Annotated in this window: 15 protein-coding genes; 5 read left to right on the forward strand and 10 right to left on the reverse strand. The window is 69.8% G+C overall.

Annotated features, from left to right (window positions below):
• Positions 1 to 277: SpoIIE family protein phosphatase (locus ADL25_RS39680; protein WP_159045115.1), on the forward strand; the 277-nt coding region annotated here is incomplete at its 5' end.
• 327 nt (positions 278 to 604) lie between these two features.
• Here ADL25_RS39680 and ADL25_RS39685 read toward each other — a convergent pair.
• The 3 genes from ADL25_RS39685 to ADL25_RS39695 all read right to left on the reverse strand — a co-directional run bounded on the left by ADL25_RS39685 (position 605) and on the right by ADL25_RS39695 (position 3,327).
• Entirely contained in the window at positions 605 to 823 is a 219-nt protein-coding gene (locus tag ADL25_RS39685) for a PLD nuclease N-terminal domain-containing protein (protein ID WP_059132792.1), read from the reverse strand.
• Between the two features lie 540 nt (positions 824 to 1,363).
• Positions 1,364 to 2,062, reverse strand: a complete 699-nt coding sequence (locus tag ADL25_RS39690) for a response regulator (protein ID WP_059132793.1) — start codon at positions 2,060 to 2,062, stop codon at positions 1,364 to 1,366.
• On the reverse strand, positions 2,059 to 3,327 hold the full coding sequence (locus tag ADL25_RS39695) for a sensor histidine kinase (RefSeq protein WP_059132794.1): 1,269 nt from the start codon (positions 3,325 to 3,327) through the stop codon (positions 2,059 to 2,061). Before ADL25_RS39695 ends, ADL25_RS39690 begins: the two co-directional genes overlap by 4 nt.
• A 132-nt stretch (positions 3,328 to 3,459) precedes the next feature.
• Between ADL25_RS39695 and ADL25_RS39700 the strand changes: the two genes are divergently transcribed.
• Positions 3,460 to 4,026, forward strand: coding sequence for a class I SAM-dependent methyltransferase (locus ADL25_RS39700; RefSeq protein WP_059132804.1), 567 nt, complete (start codon positions 3,460 to 3,462; stop codon positions 4,024 to 4,026).
• Positions 4,027 to 4,299: 273 nt separating this feature from the next.
• Here ADL25_RS39700 and ADL25_RS39705 read toward each other — a convergent pair whose 3' ends face one another.
• The 6 genes from ADL25_RS39705 to ADL25_RS39730 all read right to left on the reverse strand — a co-directional run bounded on the left by ADL25_RS39705 (position 4,300) and on the right by ADL25_RS39730 (position 9,490).
• Positions 4,300 to 5,079 (reverse strand): polysaccharide deacetylase family protein, encoded by a 780-nt coding sequence (locus ADL25_RS39705; RefSeq protein WP_059132795.1) that lies wholly within the window; start codon positions 5,077 to 5,079, stop codon positions 4,300 to 4,302.
• A gap of 31 nt (positions 5,080 to 5,110) precedes the next feature.
• Entirely contained in the window at positions 5,111 to 6,190 is a 1,080-nt protein-coding gene (locus tag ADL25_RS39710; protein WP_159045116.1) for an acyltransferase family protein, read from the reverse strand.
• Positions 6,191 to 6,280: 90 nt separating this feature from the next.
• Positions 6,281 to 7,084, reverse strand: coding sequence for a class I SAM-dependent methyltransferase (locus ADL25_RS39715; protein ID WP_059132797.1), 804 nt, complete (start codon positions 7,082 to 7,084; stop codon positions 6,281 to 6,283).
• A 113-nt stretch (positions 7,085 to 7,197) separates the two neighbouring features.
• Complete coding sequence (locus ADL25_RS39720) at positions 7,198 to 8,154, reverse strand: transporter (RefSeq protein WP_059132798.1); 957 nt, start codon at positions 8,152 to 8,154, stop codon at positions 7,198 to 7,200.
• A complete protein-coding gene (locus ADL25_RS39725) occupies positions 8,151 to 9,062 on the reverse strand; it encodes an ATP-binding cassette domain-containing protein (protein WP_059132799.1) in 912 nt (303 codons plus the stop codon). The genes ADL25_RS39720 and ADL25_RS39725 overlap by 4 nt, the downstream gene beginning before the upstream one ends.
• Positions 9,059 to 9,490, reverse strand: coding sequence for a GntR family transcriptional regulator (locus ADL25_RS39730; protein WP_059132800.1), 432 nt, complete (start codon positions 9,488 to 9,490; stop codon positions 9,059 to 9,061). The genes ADL25_RS39725 and ADL25_RS39730 overlap by 4 nt, the downstream gene beginning before the upstream one ends.
• A 490-nt stretch (positions 9,491 to 9,980) precedes the next feature.
• Here ADL25_RS39730 and ADL25_RS39735 point away from each other — a divergent pair, with 490 nt between their 5' ends.
• The 3 genes from ADL25_RS39735 (at position 9,981) to uvrA (ending at position 14,725) form a co-directional block, all read left to right on the forward strand.
• Complete coding sequence (locus ADL25_RS39735; protein WP_059132801.1) at positions 9,981 to 10,781, forward strand: MerR family transcriptional regulator; 801 nt, start codon at positions 9,981 to 9,983, stop codon at positions 10,779 to 10,781.
• Complete coding sequence (locus ADL25_RS39740) at positions 10,778 to 11,992, forward strand: glycosyltransferase (protein WP_059132802.1); 1,215 nt, start codon at positions 10,778 to 10,780, stop codon at positions 11,990 to 11,992. Before ADL25_RS39735 ends, ADL25_RS39740 begins: the two co-directional genes overlap by 4 nt.
• 261 nt (positions 11,993 to 12,253) lie before the next feature.
• Complete coding sequence (gene uvrA, locus ADL25_RS39745) at positions 12,254 to 14,725, forward strand: excinuclease ABC subunit UvrA (protein ID WP_234381241.1); 2,472 nt, start codon at positions 12,254 to 12,256, stop codon at positions 14,723 to 14,725.
• Between the two features lie 517 nt (positions 14,726 to 15,242).
• Here the strand turns inward: uvrA and ADL25_RS39755 are convergent.
• The coding region (locus ADL25_RS39755) for an HAD-IA family hydrolase (protein ID WP_159045117.1) at positions 15,243 to 15,693 on the reverse strand (451 nt) is incomplete at its 5' end.

Below are 15,693 nucleotides of genomic sequence, written 5' to 3' on the forward strand. Positions count from 1 at the left end.
GCCGGGCGGCCCGGTGCTGGGAGTCCTGCCCGACGCCGACTACCCGGAAGAAACCTTCACACTGGACAAGGACGCCGCGCTGGTCATGGTCACCGACGGTGTGGTCGAAGGACCAACCCTGACACTGGATGCCGGACTGGAGCGAGCCGGAAAGCTGGCCGCCCAAGCCGTCCATGACGGGCTGAACGCCGAGGAGACCGCCGACCTCATCCTCGACGACGCGGTCGCGGAAAACCACCTCGACGACGTGGCCGTGCTGATCATCCGACGCACATGACAGCGCCCGCGGCCCCATGTCCTTCTTGTACGGTCCTTGTGGCGAATTGATCTGCGGAGCAGCCCACAGTCTCCGCGGGGATGTCACGCCGGATGACGCCGGTCCGCAGCAGCACGTATAGGTTGCCGGCGACTGCCGCTCGGTTAGGAAACGCAGCCGCCCCGGATGGCGGCCGGTGGCAGCAGCGGAGCCACCCGCCCCCACACGTCGTCGGGAACAAGACCAGCAGGCACTCCGGACACCCTCCTGACCAAGATCACCGAGCGCAGGAGCCGTAGCTCAACTCATTCTGAAACGATCAGTTGGTCGTAAGCGATGAGGGAGAGCTCAGGCGGCAGCCGTTCGATCCTCCGCGAAAGCGGAGCGCTTGCCCAGGTTGCGCCAGGCGATGGCGCCCAAAACAGGGAACAGGATCATGATGATCAGCCAGCCGGCTTTGGGCAGCATGCGAATGCGTGACACAGGCGTTCTGATGCAGTCGACCAGGGCATAGACGTACAACACCGCGACTATGAGGTAAGTCGCGTAGACCAGCAATGACGTCATCGGGTCACCTCGTGTGCCAGGGCGTCTGCCCGTTTGTGTGCGGCACCGCCTGGCCCCACTGCCCGCTCATGCTAACCGGCTTCGCGCAGCGAGGCTGCACGTCCCTTTCACTCCTGGGCGGCGTTGGGCTCGATGCCGGCAAGTGTCTGGGGATTGGCGCTGTGGTGCCACGGGGAACGCGGCAAAGGCGATGCGGCCGGCCGTTCTCGGACGTGAGCATCGCGACGGCCGCCCGCACGTACAGGACGGGGTGCCGGGTCAGCGGCCAGATCAGGGTGAGTGCGATGACGGGCCGGTGGCCGAAGACATATATCCGGTTGAGGGTCGTGTGACGGTGTGTTCGTCGACCACCGGCTGCTGCAGCCAGGGCTCACGAGGTGGCGCGTGACAGCTTCACCTCCTTGCTTCCGTTGTCTCTGCCTATGCAACTCGTCCATGTGCGAGGCCAGTTGGTCGCGGGCGTTGTCGGCGGGTGGCGTACCACGCGGCAAGCACGCGCCACAGCGATGCGGGTCACCCGGTGGGTTGCTTCTCGCCGTTTCAGTCCCCGACCCGTACCAGTCCGCTTTCGTAGGCGAAGATCACCGCGTGGATACGGTCCCGGAGGCCGAGTTTGGTCAGGACGCGGCCGAGGTGGGTCTTGACGGTCGTCTCCCCGACGAAGAGGCGGTCGGCGATCTCGCCGTTGGCCAGTCCTCTGGCGACCAAGGTCAAAACTTCTCGTTCCCGCTCGGTGAGCGCGGCCAGGCGGTCGTGCTGGGCGGCTATGGACGCGGGCGCTTGCAGGACGAAGCGTTCGACCAGGCGCCGGGTGAGCGAGGGTGCCACCACGACCTCGCCCCGCAGCACCGCACGGACGGTCACCAGGATCTCCTCGGCGGGGGCGTCCTTGACGAGGAAGCCGCTCGCGCCGGCACGCAGGGCCGCGTAGGCGTACTCGTCGAGGTCGAAGGTGGTGACGACGAGGATTTGGGGCCCATTGGGCTGCGCGCAGAGGTGTTCGGTCGCGGCGAGCCCGTCCAGACCCGGCATGCGTACGTCCATCAGGACGAGGTCCGGCTCCAGGGCGGCCACGCTCGCGATCGCCGCGTCGCCGTCGGCGGCCTCGCCCACCACGGTGAGATCGGGCTGGCTGTCGATGACCATGCGCAGCCCCATCCGGATCAGCTGCTGGTCGTCGCAGATCAGCACCCGGGACGATGACGCAGGGGGAGCCGGGGCCGGGGTTCGGCCGCTCATGGGGTCGCCGTGGCGGGCTTGGGTTCGGCGGGGCGCAGCGTGGCGGCGACCCAGTAGCCGCCGTCGGGCGTGGGCCCGGCGTCGACGCTCCCGCAGTACAGGGCGGTGCGTTCGCGCATGCCGGTGAGTCCGCGACCGGAGGAGAACAGCTTGGCGGGGCGCTCTGCGGCGGCTTGCCCTCCGGCTCCGGCCGAGTTCTCCACCCGGACGCGGACCAGCCGCCCGGGCCCCTCGGTTCCGGTGTCGACCCGTACCTGGATCGTGGCGTCCGGTGGCGCGTGCTTGACGACGTTGGTGAGCGCCTCCTGCACGATGCGGTACGCCTGCATGGCGAGATCCGCAGGAAGACCGCCCCGCTCTCCGTGAAAGTCCAGCCGGGCGCGCATGCCGCTCGTGTTGAGGCGTCCGACCAGCCGCCGCAGTTCGGCCGCAAGGGACTCGGTGGTCCCACCGGGTGCAGAGCCGGGGCCGTCGGCTGAGGCGTCCGCGTCGGGAGTACGCAGCACCTCCAGCAGCCGGCGCAGTTCGCCCAGGGCCTCACGGCCGGTCGCGCTGATGACACCGAGGGTGCGGTCGACGACGGCGGGATCGACCTGCCGCATCAGCCTGCCGCCCTCCGCGTTCAGCACCATCACGCTCACACTGTGGGCGAGGACATCGTGGATCTCGCGGGCGATGCGCGCCCGCTCCTCGGCGACGGCGATCCGGGCCAGGGCGAGACGCTCCGACTCGGCCAGCTCGGCCCTGCGTTCGAACTCGGCGATATAGGCACGCCGAGCGCGGACGTACTCGCCGAACACCCACGCCCCGGCCAGCAGGAGCGCCACCGCGAGCGAGGTGAGCCAGGCACCGCGGCCGTCCGGGCCCGTGGATTGCCGCTGCCAGGCGGGAATCCACAGCACAACGCAGCCTGCGGCACAGACCACCGTCGCCGCGGCGGCCCGGCGCAGTCCACGCACCGTGAGGGTGGCCAGGACCGCGGCCAGGGCGACGGCGCCGCGCCCCGGTTCCCCTCCCCACACCTGTCCGAGGTACTGCGCCCAGAACGCCGCCGTCACCAGGGCCGCGACGAGCACCGGCCGACGGCGGCGCCACAGCAGAGGCAGCACCAGGGCGGCATACATCCCCGCCTGTACCCAGACAGGCCGCCAGCCCGGCTGCGAGCGGATCACCGGGGGCACGGCCACCAGCACGACCAGCAGGATGTCCGTCAGCCACGGGTGGCTGCGTCGCAGGCGGGGCAGGGTCTCGATCAGCCGATGCACCGCCTCACGCTACGGCCGGGGCCCGCTGACCCGCATCGTCCTGCGGGGCGTCGCGGGGTCCTCCCGCAGTCGTACGGACACGGGCCGGGGATACGACGTCCGGTCACTGGGGGCACCTTCAGCATGGCCGCCATGTCGATCACCACCGAGTTCCTGAGACGACCGATCACGACCGGTGCCGTAGCCGCCAGTTCACGACGGCTGGCGCTTACGATGACCGAGGGCATCGGTCTGGAGCGTGCCCGGCTCGTTGTGGAACTTGGTCCGGGGACCGGGGTGTTCACCGACGCGATCCTTGCTCGGCTCGTGCCCGACGCACGAGTCGTCGCGGTCGAGCTCAACCCGGTGCTCGCGGCCCGGCTGTCGGCCACCCGGCGCGACACACGGCTCACCGTGGTACAGAGGTCGGCCGCCGAGTTGGCCGCGACGGTGGGCGAACCGGTCGACGTGGTGGTTTCCGGGCTGCCGTGGACGGTCATGCCGCGCGAGCGGCGCGTGCACATCCTGGACGCCGTGACCGAAGTCCTCGCGCCCGGTGGCCGGTTCACCACCTTCGCCTATCTGCACGCGGCCTGGACTCCGCCCGCCCGTCATTTCACCACCGAACTCGCCTACCGCTTCGACCGGTTGGAACGCTCGAGGACGGTGTGGCCGAACCTTCCTCCCGCTTTCGTGCACCGGGCCACCAAGAAGCCGTGAACTGGCGAGCCGTACCCCGGCCGATCACGTCACGCACGGGGGCCGCGCCGCACGGAGTTCTACGGGCGCCGGCCCTGCCCGGATCCGCCGCTCGGGTCGGACCCCGCACAGGAACCGGAGATCGCCCACCCGGCGGCGTACGGGCCGACCGACAGGATCGGACAACACCTCCACCTCGCCTCGTGACCCGCGAGCCCGCACCTGTGCCGGCCGTTCCCCGAACCCGCGATCGTCCGCACACACCGTGCTCAAGGACGCGCTCGCGGCGCTCCTTTACGGCCGGTAGACCATGCCGGGTAGGGGCTTGGCAGGGGCGAGGAGCTGCGAGACGGTGACGATGGTGTAGCCGCGCTGCTCGAGCGCCTTGATGATCCCCGGTACCGCGGGCACAGTCCCCTTGTGCAGGTCGTGCAGCAGGATGATGCCGTCGCGGTGCGTCTGGTCGAGCACCCTCTTGGTGATCAGGGCCGAGTCGGTCGTCTCGTAGTCCTTGGCCGTGACGCTCCACAGCACCTGCGCGAGCCCCAGGTCCCGGCAGATCGCGGCCACCTTGCGGTTGGTTCGGCCCTCCGGGGGACGCATCAGGACGGGCCTGGTGCCGGTGATCTGCTCGATGGCGTCCTGCGTCCGGGTCAGCTCCTGTCGGGCGTCGGCCTTGCTGAGGTCCGTCAGCCTCCTGTGGTTCCAGGTGTGGTCGCCGATCTCGTGCCCCTCGTCCGAGATGCGGCGCAGGATGTCGGGGTATCTCGCGATGTGGCCCTTGCCCTGCACGAAGAACGTGGCGTGCAGACCGTCGTGTTGGAGGATGTCCAGCAGCCGGGGGGTCGTCGGGCTGGGGCCGCCGTCGAAGCTGAGGGCCACGCACTTCACCGTGCGGCAGTCGACGTCTCCGGCCACCGATCCCGATGCCTTTGCCCGGGCTGCGCGGGGCGAGGTGTGATCGTAGGTCGTGACCGTCAGGGCCAGACTCAGTACGACGGCCAGGACGGTGGCCACCGCTGTTGCGGCGGCGAAGAGTATTCGGGGCCGTCTTGTACGCGTGTGGAAGGGCATGCGGGATCCTTCTTCGGGCGTAGTCGTGGGACTACCGCAGGGGAGTGGAAACAGGCTTCACGCGCAGGCTCCGAGGCCGCATGTCCCGGGTCAGCCGTTGCCTCAGAAGGCGTCCGAGCCGGCGTTCCACCATGAGGTGCATCAGCAGGGACAGCCCCAGCATGCAGCTGACGGAAACCGCGATCGAAGGCAACGGCCCCAGGCTCGGAAATGCCCGAACCAGACCTTTGGCCAATGGAATTCCGATGCTTTGGTGGACCAGATAGAAGGGGTAGGTGAGCCCCCCGGCGGTGATGAGCCAGCGCCATCGCAGCTTCGCCAGTGGTCCTTGCAGACCGGCCAGCGCCAGCAGCCCGAGGCAGACCGTGAGTACGGCTGCGCACACGACCCAGGAGGGTGGGCTTTCGCCGGGGGGCACGGTGGCATGGTCGGCCACCCGGAATTCGAGCACGGTGAGTTCGTAGGACCAGGCGAAACACAGCAGCAGCCACAGCAGGAGGCTCTGTCCGAACCTGTGCATGAGGTAGAGGATGATTCCGGCGACGAAGAGGCCGGTGTATCGAGGCAGGATGAATTCGTCGAGCAGCGGCGACTTGAGTTCGAGAGCGATGACACCGGCCAGGAGCCAGGCTCCGCAGAAGGCCAACACCCGTCGATACGACAGTCCGAAGACGAGCAGCACGGCCATCAGGAGGTAGAAACGGGCCTCCACCCAGAGTGTCCAGCTGACTTTGTCGACCAGTTCGAGCCCCAGCGGTCCCGGAGCCATCGTCAGGTTTCCCAGGACCGTACGAGGGTCGATGCGGGTGGCGGCGGGCCAGTGGCCCATCCGTGAGATGAGGACGAGCGCGACGACGAGGAGCACGGCGCACCAGTAGGCCGGGAAGAGCCGTGCGATGCGGGAGACGGTGAACTGTGCGGGAGTCCGCCCCCAGCAGCTCATGCAGATGACGAAGCCGCTGATGGCGAAGAAGAACTCGACGCCGAGCCAGCCGTAGCGGCTGATCTCATGCAGAAGCGGCGCGAAGTCCCGCAGCGCGGTCCTTCCCCAGAAGTGCGGCGTGGGTGTCCCGAGGAAGTGGTACGCGGCCACCATGACCGCTGCCACCATGCGGAGCCCGTCTATTGCGGCCAGGCGCGCCGGCCCGCTCTGCTGCGGGGGAAGAGGCCTGTCGGACGGCATGTCGCAACCAGCGCCGATTCAGGCGGTGGGCAGGGGCGAGCGGCTGACACGTATCTTCGACTGGCCGTGCGGGCGCTTCTCCCAGTCCTCCATGAACTGCGCGTGCAGACCGTGCCGCCGCGCCAGGGCCAGGAGGGTGTCGGTGCGGTAGTAGAAGTCCTCGCGCAGTACCTGGTGTTCGGCGCCCTCGGTGCGGTCGAAGGTGAAGTCGAAGAACCCGGTGTCGCTCAGCACACGTCCGACGTGCGCCAGGCACTGGTCGATGACCTCCAGCGGGGAGTGGGAGAAGACGCTGTGCGCGTGGATGACATCGAAGTGGCCGTCGGGCAGGAAGTCCAGGGTGAGGTCGCCGGTGATGGTCAGATGGGGCAGCTTGTCCTGCAGACGGCGCTCGATCAGGGTCTTCTTCGCGGCCATCAGGATGTCGGGCGAGATGTCGATGCCGTAGTAGTTGCCTGTGCCGAGGTAGCTGATGAAGCGCCAGCCGCCGCGCAGGTTGCCGCAGCCGATGTCGAGCATGCGGTGGTCGGGGCGCAGCCCGTGCTCGATGAGGTAGTCGAACTGCATCTGCCCGAGTGCCAGCCAGCGGTCGTGGGTTTGGCTGCCGACCGCGGCTTCCGGGTTGCGGCGGGTGTCCGAGGCCATCACGGCCCGGTAGTAGCCGACGTGGTCGGGATGCTTCAGGCGCAGCCACGCGTCCCGGCCGGCCCGGCGCAGGTACGGGACGACGCGGCCGGGATGGCGCAGGGCGTAACCGGTCTTGTGGGTGAGGGCGGCGCGGTTGCTGCACAGCTTTTTCGGCGTCTTGGCGTCAGCGGGCATGACGGATCGACCTCCGTGCGAAAAGGGGATCCCGATAAGGGGTGAAGGGGATTAAGGGGACGGAATGGAAAAGAAAGGATGAAAGTGATGGGGCCTGATGTGATTGCGGGCCGTCAGACGCGGCGGCGCAGGAGCAGCACGGTGACGACCGTGAGGAGAGCGGCGAGGCCGCCGAGGACGGCGGTGTCGATCCACTGGAAGGTCCAGTAGTCGCCGGCCGGGTTGGCCTCGTAGAAGCGGGCCACGTACCCGTGCGCCGCCATGCACTCCTTGAGCTGGGCGCCGGACGGGTAGGGGCAGTTCAACACGTCGTCGTGGCGGCCGGTAGCGGTGATCAGGCCGTAGTTGCCGGCCGACCACTTCTCACCCATCGGCGGTTTGGGGATGCTGCCGGCGCTGACGTAGGTGTGTGGTGGGACCAGCAGCCGGGCCCAGTGCGTCCACTCCAGTAGGAGCGTCAGCACGCCCGTCACCAGAAGGGTCAGACCCATCGCTGCCAGGACCCGGCGGGCCAGCAGGCCCAGCAGGGTGCCGGCAGCCAGGCCGAACAAGGCGGCCGCCACGACGCGGGGACCCGAGCCGCTCAGAGCCGTGTTGTCGTACCAGAACAGGCCGTAGCTCCGGTCGGCGGCCGGCCGCCACCACCAGGCGAACACACCCGCGGCCAGCCCCGAGAGGATGGTGGTGATCGCTGCGGCCAGGGCGAACCGGGAGATGAACCACTGACCGGGGCTCACGCCCTGAGCGAGGACCATGCGGTGTGTGCCCAGTTCCCGGTCGCGGCCCAGCAGCGGGGCGCCCCAGAAGACGCCGATGACGACAGGCAGGGCGATGTTCAGCGCTCCGAGGTACTTCAGCGGCTCGATGTCCAGCAGCAGCGGCAGGCCGGTGTCGGACCGCGTGCAGTACAGCGGCCCGGTGGCGCAGTGGTCGAACAGCCCGCTGTGCAGGGCGTCCAGCATGCCTGAGCGGTAGTACGCAGCGATCGCCGCGGCGACGACGAGGGCGGCCGCGCCGATACCGGCCGACACGCGCTGCTGGCGCCATGCGAGCCAGAAGGAGCCCTTCATGCCGCCGCCTTAGTCCGCTCGGCGGGCGCGGGGTGCCCCGGCTCACCTGGCTGGAGGTAGCCGATCAGGACGTCCTCCAGCCTGGGCCGTTCGACGTGCCAGTCGCCGCGCAGCGGTCCGTGCCGCCGTATCAGGGCGGTCAGCTGTCTGCCGCTGGTACGGCTTTGCACCACGGTGTGCTGTCCGGCCAGCGTGCCGGCCTGGTCGGCGGCTCCGATCAGTACGGCATGGCTTTGGCGCAAGTCCTCGACGTCCTCGCTCAGCTTGATGCGGCCGTCCTGCAGGACCAGCACCCAGTCGCAGATTTCCTCGAGTTCGGGCAGGACGTGCGAGGACAGCACGATGTTGATGCCGCGCTCCGCGGCCTCGGCCATCAGCCCCGCCATGATCTCGCCTCGTGCTACGGGATCGAGGTCGGCCAACGGCTCATCAAGAAGAAGGAGTTCGGGTCGCTTGCCCAGCGCCAGGGCGAGCGCGACGCGAGTGCGCCGCCCGGGGGACAGCTCGCCGATGCGGGCGTGGAACGGGATGTCGCCCTCGCGGACGATCCGCTCGGCGGTGGTCCGGTCCCACGAGGAGTTCAGCTTCTCGCCCATCAACAGGGTGTCCGCCACGGTGAAACGCGGATAGAGCGGCTTGTCCTGGGTGAGCAGAGCAACACGGGCGCGGGCCTCGGACGTGCCGGGTACGGCACCCAGCACACGCAACTGCCCGGATCCGGGTCGCAGCAGGCCGCCGGCCAGGTGCAGCAGGGTGCTCTTGCCGGCACCGTTGCGTCCGACGAGTGCCGTGATACGACCGCCGGGCACCGTGAACTCGCAGTCCTGCAGGGCCCGGCCGCCCCGCCGCCGGTATTGGAATCCCAGCCCCCTGGCGCACAGCGCGACCGACGCGTCAGGCCCGGTCATGCGTCCTCCTTCTTTCGCTCCCGGTCACCCGGGGTTGTGCTGTCGTGCTTGCTGTCGTAGGCGTCCAGGGCGGCTGTGACCAGGGCGAGGACATCGGCCCGCTCCAGCCCCGCGGCCCGTGCGCGCGTGACCCAGTCGGCGATTTCCCCGCGCAGCGGGGAGTCGTCCTCCACGCCGGGCCGGGCGAGCGACCGTGTCACGAAGGTCCCGAGGCCGCGGCGCAGTTCGACCAGGCCGGCCTGCTCCATGTCGCGGTAGGCCCGCAGCACGGTGTTGGGGTTGATGGCGGTCGCCGCCACTACCTCCTTGGCCGTGGGCAGCTTGTCCCCGACCTGCAGGGTGCCCATCCGGAGCGCCCGTTCGGTCTGCTCCACGATCTGCACGTAGGCCGGAACACCGCTGCCACGGTCGATCCGGTAGTCGATCACATCGCCTTCCTCGGTTCCACCATGCTTGTACTAATGAATTAATGGAAGCATGGTGGATGGCCTTCGGTGATGTCAAACACGAGAGGGGGGAGCAGCGGGGCCCGTCTCTTGCGCCCAGGACGGGAACGATGCGAGTGCGACCGCTGCTTCGTAGGCGCGGCCGTATCTGGTGGCGATGCCGCGGAAGGCCTTGAAGCGGTCAAAGCAGCGTTCGACGATATTGAGGCGGCAGGTCTCCCGGCCGAACCCTGGCGGCCGCCAGCCCCGCAGGGCCACGGTTGTGCCGGTGCCGGTGCCGGTGCCGGTGCCGGTGCCGGTGCCGGTGCCGGTGCCGCTGCCGGTCCGTCGCCTCCGCGATGGTGTGCGCGATGCCGCGTTGACGCAGGTAGGCGCGGAAGCCATGGGAACTGTAGGCCTGACGGCGGCGACCGCGAGTTGACCCTCCCCTTACGTCAGGCTGAAGGCTGTATAGGACGAAAGGGGGAGGCGGATGAGCTACTCCGTGGGACAGGTCTCGGCGTTCGCCGGGGTGACGGTACGGACGCTGCACCACTACGACAAGGCGGGGCTGCTCTCGCCCAGCGGCCGCAGCCACGCCGGCTACCGGCTCTACAGCGAAGCGGACCTGGTCCGTCTCCAGCAGATCCTCTTCTACCGCGAACTCGGTTTCTCCCTCGATCAGATCGCCGCGATCTTCAAGGACCCGCAGCCGAACGCCCTGGAGCAGCTACGGGCCCGGCAGCGCCAGCTGAGTGAGGAGATCGCCCGGCTGCAGCGGCTGGCCGAGGTGGCACAACGGGCGATACAGGTCCAGCAGACCGGGGTGGCGCTGACTCCGCAGGAACGCTTCGAAGTCTTCGGCGAGGTCGCCTTCGACCTGAGCTACGCCACCGAGGCGGAGCTGAAGTGGGCCAACTCGGACGGACAGCGCGAGGCGATGGCGCGCGCGGCCGCCCACACCAAGGAGGACTGGCGGCACCTCATGAACGAGGCCGCCGCCTGGCGCGCGGAGCTGCTCGCGGCCTTCGACGAGCAGGAGCCCGGCGGGGGTGAGCGGGCCATGGACCTCGCCGAGGAGCACCGCCTGCACATCTCACGCTGGTTCACCTCCTGCCCGCCCGACATGCACCGGCGCATCGCGGACGACTTCACCGCCGACCCGCGCGCCTTCGCCCTGGTCGTACCGCCCTCGCAGCAGCGCCCGGGCCTGGCCGCCTACCTGCGCCAGGCCATCCACGCCAACGCAGCCCGCCACACGGGCGGACCTGGCGGCATAGAGGAGGACGGATGAGGATCCTGATCGCCGCGGCCGGATCACGCGGCGACGTCGCCCCCTACACGGGCCTGGGCGCCGCACTGCGCCGAGCCGGCCACGACGTCGCCCTGGCCACCGGGGACAATTTCGCCTGTCTCGCACGCGACGCCGGCCTGGCATGGCGCCCACTTCCCGCCGACCCGCAGGCGCACGGCGGCGTCAGGGGCAAGCGGGAACTGATGCAGGCCGCTGCCGGATTCGTCACCGAACTCGCTCAAGGCTTCGCCGACGCACTCGCCGACGGCACGGACCTGCTCCTGCTGTCGACGACCACGGCCCCGCTCGGCTGGCACCTCGCCGAGGCCACCGGCACACCGAGCCTGGGTGTCTACCTCCAACCCACCGCCTCGACCGGCGACTTCCCGCCCGTCGTCACCGGCACCCGCTCACTGGGCCGCCCCGCCAACCGCATGGCCGCACACCTCGCCTGCCGCATGGCCGACCACGTCTACGCGCAGGCGGTCACCACACTGCGCCGCCGCCTCCAGCTGCCGCCCCTGTCCCCGTCCCGGATGCGTCGGCGCAGCGAAAAGGCGAACTGGCCGATCCTGCACGGCTTCAGCACCGCGCTGGTGCCCCGCCCCCGCGACTGGCGCCCGGGCCTTGAGGTGGTGGGCAACTGGTGGCCCCACCACGATCCGGCACAACAACTGCCCGCGGACCTGGAGGACTTCCTTCGCGCCGGGCCCCGACCCGTCCTCATCGGCTTCGGGAGCATGGCGGCCGGCGACGGGGACCGGCTGAGCCGCCTCGCCGTGCACGCCCTGCGCCGCGCCGGGCTGCGCGGCATCCTCCAAGCCGGCAGCGCCCACCTCGCGGCCGACGGCGACGACGTCCTCACCATCGGGGACGTCCCCCACGCGCTGCTGTTCCCCCGGCTGGCCGCGGTCGTCCACCACGCCGGCGCCGGCACCTCGGCCGCCGCACTGCGCGCCGCAGTGCCCGCGGTCCCCGTACCGGTGAGTGCGGATCAGCCGTTCTGGGCCGGGCGCCTTGCCGCACTGGGCGCCGCGACCGACCCGATCCCCTTCCGTGGACTGACGGCCGAACGCCTCGCCGACGCCCTCGACCATGTGGTGAAGCAGCAGTCCTACACCCGGGCCGCCGCGCGAGCGGCACGCCACATGGCAAGCGAGGACGGAGCCGGCCGGACGCTCACGGCCATCCAGCAGCCGGCCTGTGCCTGATCCGCCTTAAGGCGGCTCTCGGTAACGCGCGCCGATACGACATCACTACCACCGGCCGCCGGCTTCACGAACTGACACTCGGCGTTATCGGCCCGCGGCGGGCCTAGGCCTGGCCTAGGCCGTTTCGTCTGGATCACCACGAGCGAGTCTGTCTTGGAGGCAGGATCAATGCTGTCGCCGAGCAGCGGAAGAGCGCTCGTGTGAGCGGGGCCCGGTGACGGCGCCTGTCGCGCGGTTCCCGGCGTGATCAGGTAATCAGGAATGGTGGACAAGGACGCGACCGACCCCTTCGTGCATGTCCGGGGCGCCGGTGAGAACAACCTGCGGAACATCGATGTCGACGTTCCGCGGGACGCGATGGTCGCCTTCACCGGCGTCTCCGGTTCGGGCAAGTCCTCGCTCGCGTTCGGCACGCTCTACGCGGAAGCCCAGCGGCGCTACTTCGAGTCCGTAGCACCGTACGCACGAAGGCTGTTGCAACAGGTCGGCGCACCGCACGTCCAGGAAATCACCGGGCTGCCACCGGCCGTGGCCCTGCAGCAGCGACGCGGGTCGCCCAGCTCGCGCTCGACGGTCGGCACCCTCACCACGCTGTCCAATCTGCTGCGCATGCTGTACTCCCGCGCCGGCACCTATCCGCCCCGGGCCGCACGGCTGGAAGCCGAGTCGTTCTCACCCAACACCGCGGCCGGCGCCTGCCCGGAGTGCCACGGACTGGGCGTCGTGCACGACGTCGCCGAGGACCTGCTCGTCCCGGACCCCTCGCTGAGCATCCGCGAGGGGGCGATCGCCGCCTGGCCAGGCGCCTGGCAGGGCGCCAACCTGCGCAGTGTCGTGAGCGGCCTGGGGATCGACATCGACCGACCGTGGCGCAGGCTCAGGAAGAAGGACCGGGACTGGCTGCTGTACACGGACGAACAGCCCTCCGTGTACATCGAGCCGGAGGAGGACCGCGTCGACTACGGCTATCAGGGCAAGTTCTGGAGCGCCCGCAAGCACGTCATGCACGTCCTCGCCGACTCCAAGAGCGAGAAGATGCGCGAACGGGCGCTCCGGTTCGTCAGGAGTGTGCCCTGCCCCGAGTGTCACGGCAGCGGACTGCGGCCCGAGGCACTCGCCGTGACCTTCGCCGGACGTTCCATCGCCGAGATCAACGCGATGCCGCTCACCGAGGTCGTGGCGCTGCTGCGGCCCGTCGCGGGGCGGTCCGAGGCCGACGCCACCACGCCGACCGCCCGATCCGGGGAAACGACCGAGGTCGCGGTCCGGATCTGCGGTGATCTGGTCGCGCGGGTCGACGTACTGCTCGACCTGGGCCTCGGATATCTCAGCCTCGGGCGCCGTTCGACGACCCTGTCGCCAGGCGAGGCGCAGCGCCTGCGGATCGCCACCCAGCTGCGCTCGGGGCTGTTCGGCGTCGTCTACGTCCTCGACGAACCCTCCGCGGGCCTGCACCCGGCTGACGCGGAACCGCTGCTGAACGTGCTGGACCGCCTCAAGGCGGCGGGCAACTCGCTGTTCGTCGTGGAGCACGACATGGACGTCGTACGGCGGGCGGACTGGGTGGTCGACATCGGCCCCGGTGCGGGCGAGGGCGGCGGACGCGTGCTGTACAGCGGCCCGGTCGCCGGTCTTGAGCGGGTCGGGGAGTCGGCCACGAGCCAGTACCTGTTCGGGCGCGCCCAGCCGCTCGATCACCGCCCGCGCACACCGCACGGCTGGCTGCACCTGAGCGGCGTCTCCCGCCACAATCTGCACGACGTGTCCGTCGACGTACCGCTGTGCGTACTGACGGCGGTGACGGGCGTGTCCGGTTCCGGAAAGTCGACGTTGGTGACGCAGGTGCTCGCCGAGGTCGTCCGCGGCCACCTCGGACTCGTACCCGAGGAACCCGACGAGGCGCAGCTGGAGGTCGACGTCCAGGACGCGTCGGGGGTCGAGTCGTTCGACCGGCTGGTCCGGGTCGACCAACGGCCCATCGGCCGAACACCCCGGTCCAACCTGGCCACGTACACCGGGATGTTCGACGCGGTGCGCAAGCTGTACACGGCGACGGACGAAGCCAGGGCGCGCGGCTACTCGGCCGGGCGGTTCTCCTTCAACGTGCCCGAAGGGCGGTGCGAGACCTGCCAGGGTGAAGGATTCGTCGCGGTGGAACTGCTGTTCCTGCCCGGCACCTACGCGCCGTGCCCGACCTGCGGAGGCGCCCGGTACAACGCCGAAACGCTGGAAGTCACCTATCGCGGCAAGAACATCGCGGAAGTACTGGCGCTGTCCGTCGACGCCGCCGCCAAGTTCCTGTCCGACGTCCCGGCCGCCTCCCGCAGTCTGGAGACGTTGCGCGAGGTGGGACTGGGGTACCTGCGGCTGGGCCAGCCCGCGACGGAACTCAGCGGCGGTGAGGCGCAACGCATCAAACTGGCCACCGAACTGCAGCGAGCCCGCCGCGGGCACGCGCTCTACCTGCTCGACGAGCCCACGGCGGGGCTGCACCCCTCGGACATCGCGCTGCTGCTGCGACAGCTGCACCAGCTCGTCGACGCCGGCAACACGGTCGTCCTCGTCGAGCACGACCTGGACACGATCGCCACCGCCGACTGGGTCATCGACCTCGGTCCGGGCGGCGGCGACGCGGGCGGGCGGGTGGTCGCGGCAGGCCCGCCGGCCAAGGTGGCGAGGGCCCGCCGCAGCGCCACCGCACCCTATCTCGCGGCCCGGCTCGCGCGTTCCTGACGACAGCGCCAGGGGCTGAGCACCGGTCAGCCGGGTTCGGGGGCGCAGGGTCGCGCGCGTCTCCATGCTGCGTTAACAGCTTGTGGCGGATATTGCCCGCGAGGTGTCCCGTCAGGGCCCACTACACGATGAGTTCGGCGATGTGGCGCATCTTCATGTCGGTGTGCGGGGAGATCTCCCGTAGGACGTCCCCGCCGTCCTCCGCGCGCAGGCCGGCCAGCGTGGCCGACGTAGCCGAACTCGGGCCGCGACCGGTGGGGCAGACCGGACGCGCCCGCCACCCCGCCCCGCAGGGCATCACTCAGCCGCCGAGTATCGCCCCCAATCCGCCGTGAATGAGCTGCTGAACCTCGGCCGCCAGACGGATGCCGTAGAAACCGGCAGTGACCATCCACGCGGCGACCGGACCGTGAACTCGGACCTGCTGATATGCCCGGCCGAAGAATGTCTTGGCAGGGCCATGCTGCTTTATGCCCTCGTCGCAAAGCGCCCCAGCCGAGCAGCCTCGGCAACGCGCTCAGAACCGCTCGATCAACTGGTCGGCGATCGCATCGAGGTCCTGCCCGATGTAGTCGGGTTGCGGGCCGACGTCGAGTGGTGCGTTGCCCTCGCGGAGGATGAGCGCCGTCTGCCAGCCGGCCGCCGCGGCGCCGATCGTGTCCCAGACGTGGCACGCCACCAGGCAGATGGCACCGGGATCGACCTCGAGTGCGCCGGCCACCGAGTGGTAGACCTCCGGTGCCGGTTTGTGGCATCGCACGGCCTCGACGCTGAAGCGGCGCTCGAACAGATCGCTCAGGCTGGCCCGCTCCAGCTGCCGCCCGGACATCTCCGGCGTGTTGTTGGTGAGCGTGAACAGCCTAAAGCCGTGGTCGTTGAGGCGGCGCAGGGCGGCGGGGACCTCGGGGTGGGGCGGCATGGCGGCGAACCGGTCGGTGAGTTCGGCGGTGTCGGCGTCGCTGATCGTG

The sequence above is a fragment of the Streptomyces sp. NRRL F-5122 genome (assembly GCF_001507435.1).
Classification (GTDB): Bacteria; Actinomycetota; Actinomycetes; order Streptomycetales; family Streptomycetaceae; genus Streptomyces; species Streptomyces lannensis.

Excerpts from the sequence above, each read along its gene's own strand:
- ADL25_RS39740 (WP_059132802.1), top strand. The coding sequence starts at position 10,778 with ATGAGGATCCTGATCGCCGCGGCCGGATCACGCGGCGACGTCGCCCCC.
- ADL25_RS39685 (WP_059132792.1), bottom strand. The coding sequence starts at position 823 with ATGACGTCATTGCTGGTCTACGCGACTTACCTCATAGTCGCGGTGTTG.
- ADL25_RS39700 (WP_059132804.1), top strand. The coding sequence starts at position 3,460 with ATGTCGATCACCACCGAGTTCCTGAGACGACCGATCACGACCGGTGCC.
- uvrA (WP_234381241.1), top strand. The coding sequence starts at position 12,254 with ATGGTGGACAAGGACGCGACCGACCCCTTCGTGCATGTCCGGGGCGCC.
- ADL25_RS39690 (WP_059132793.1), bottom strand. The coding sequence starts at position 2,062 with ATGAGCGGCCGAACCCCGGCCCCGGCTCCCCCTGCGTCATCGTCCCGG.
- ADL25_RS39720 (WP_059132798.1), bottom strand. The coding sequence starts at position 8,154 with ATGAAGGGCTCCTTCTGGCTCGCATGGCGCCAGCAGCGCGTGTCGGCC.
- ADL25_RS39715 (WP_059132797.1), bottom strand. The coding sequence starts at position 7,084 with ATGCCCGCTGACGCCAAGACGCCGAAAAAGCTGTGCAGCAACCGCGCC.
- ADL25_RS39725 (WP_059132799.1), bottom strand. The coding sequence starts at position 9,062 with ATGACCGGGCCTGACGCGTCGGTCGCGCTGTGCGCCAGGGGGCTGGGA.
- ADL25_RS39705 (WP_059132795.1), bottom strand. The coding sequence starts at position 5,079 with ATGCCCTTCCACACGCGTACAAGACGGCCCCGAATACTCTTCGCCGCC.
- ADL25_RS39735 (WP_059132801.1), top strand. The coding sequence starts at position 9,981 with ATGAGCTACTCCGTGGGACAGGTCTCGGCGTTCGCCGGGGTGACGGTA.
- ADL25_RS39710 (WP_159045116.1), bottom strand. The coding sequence starts at position 6,190 with ATGGTGGCAGCGGTCATGGTGGCCGCGTACCACTTCCTCGGGACACCC.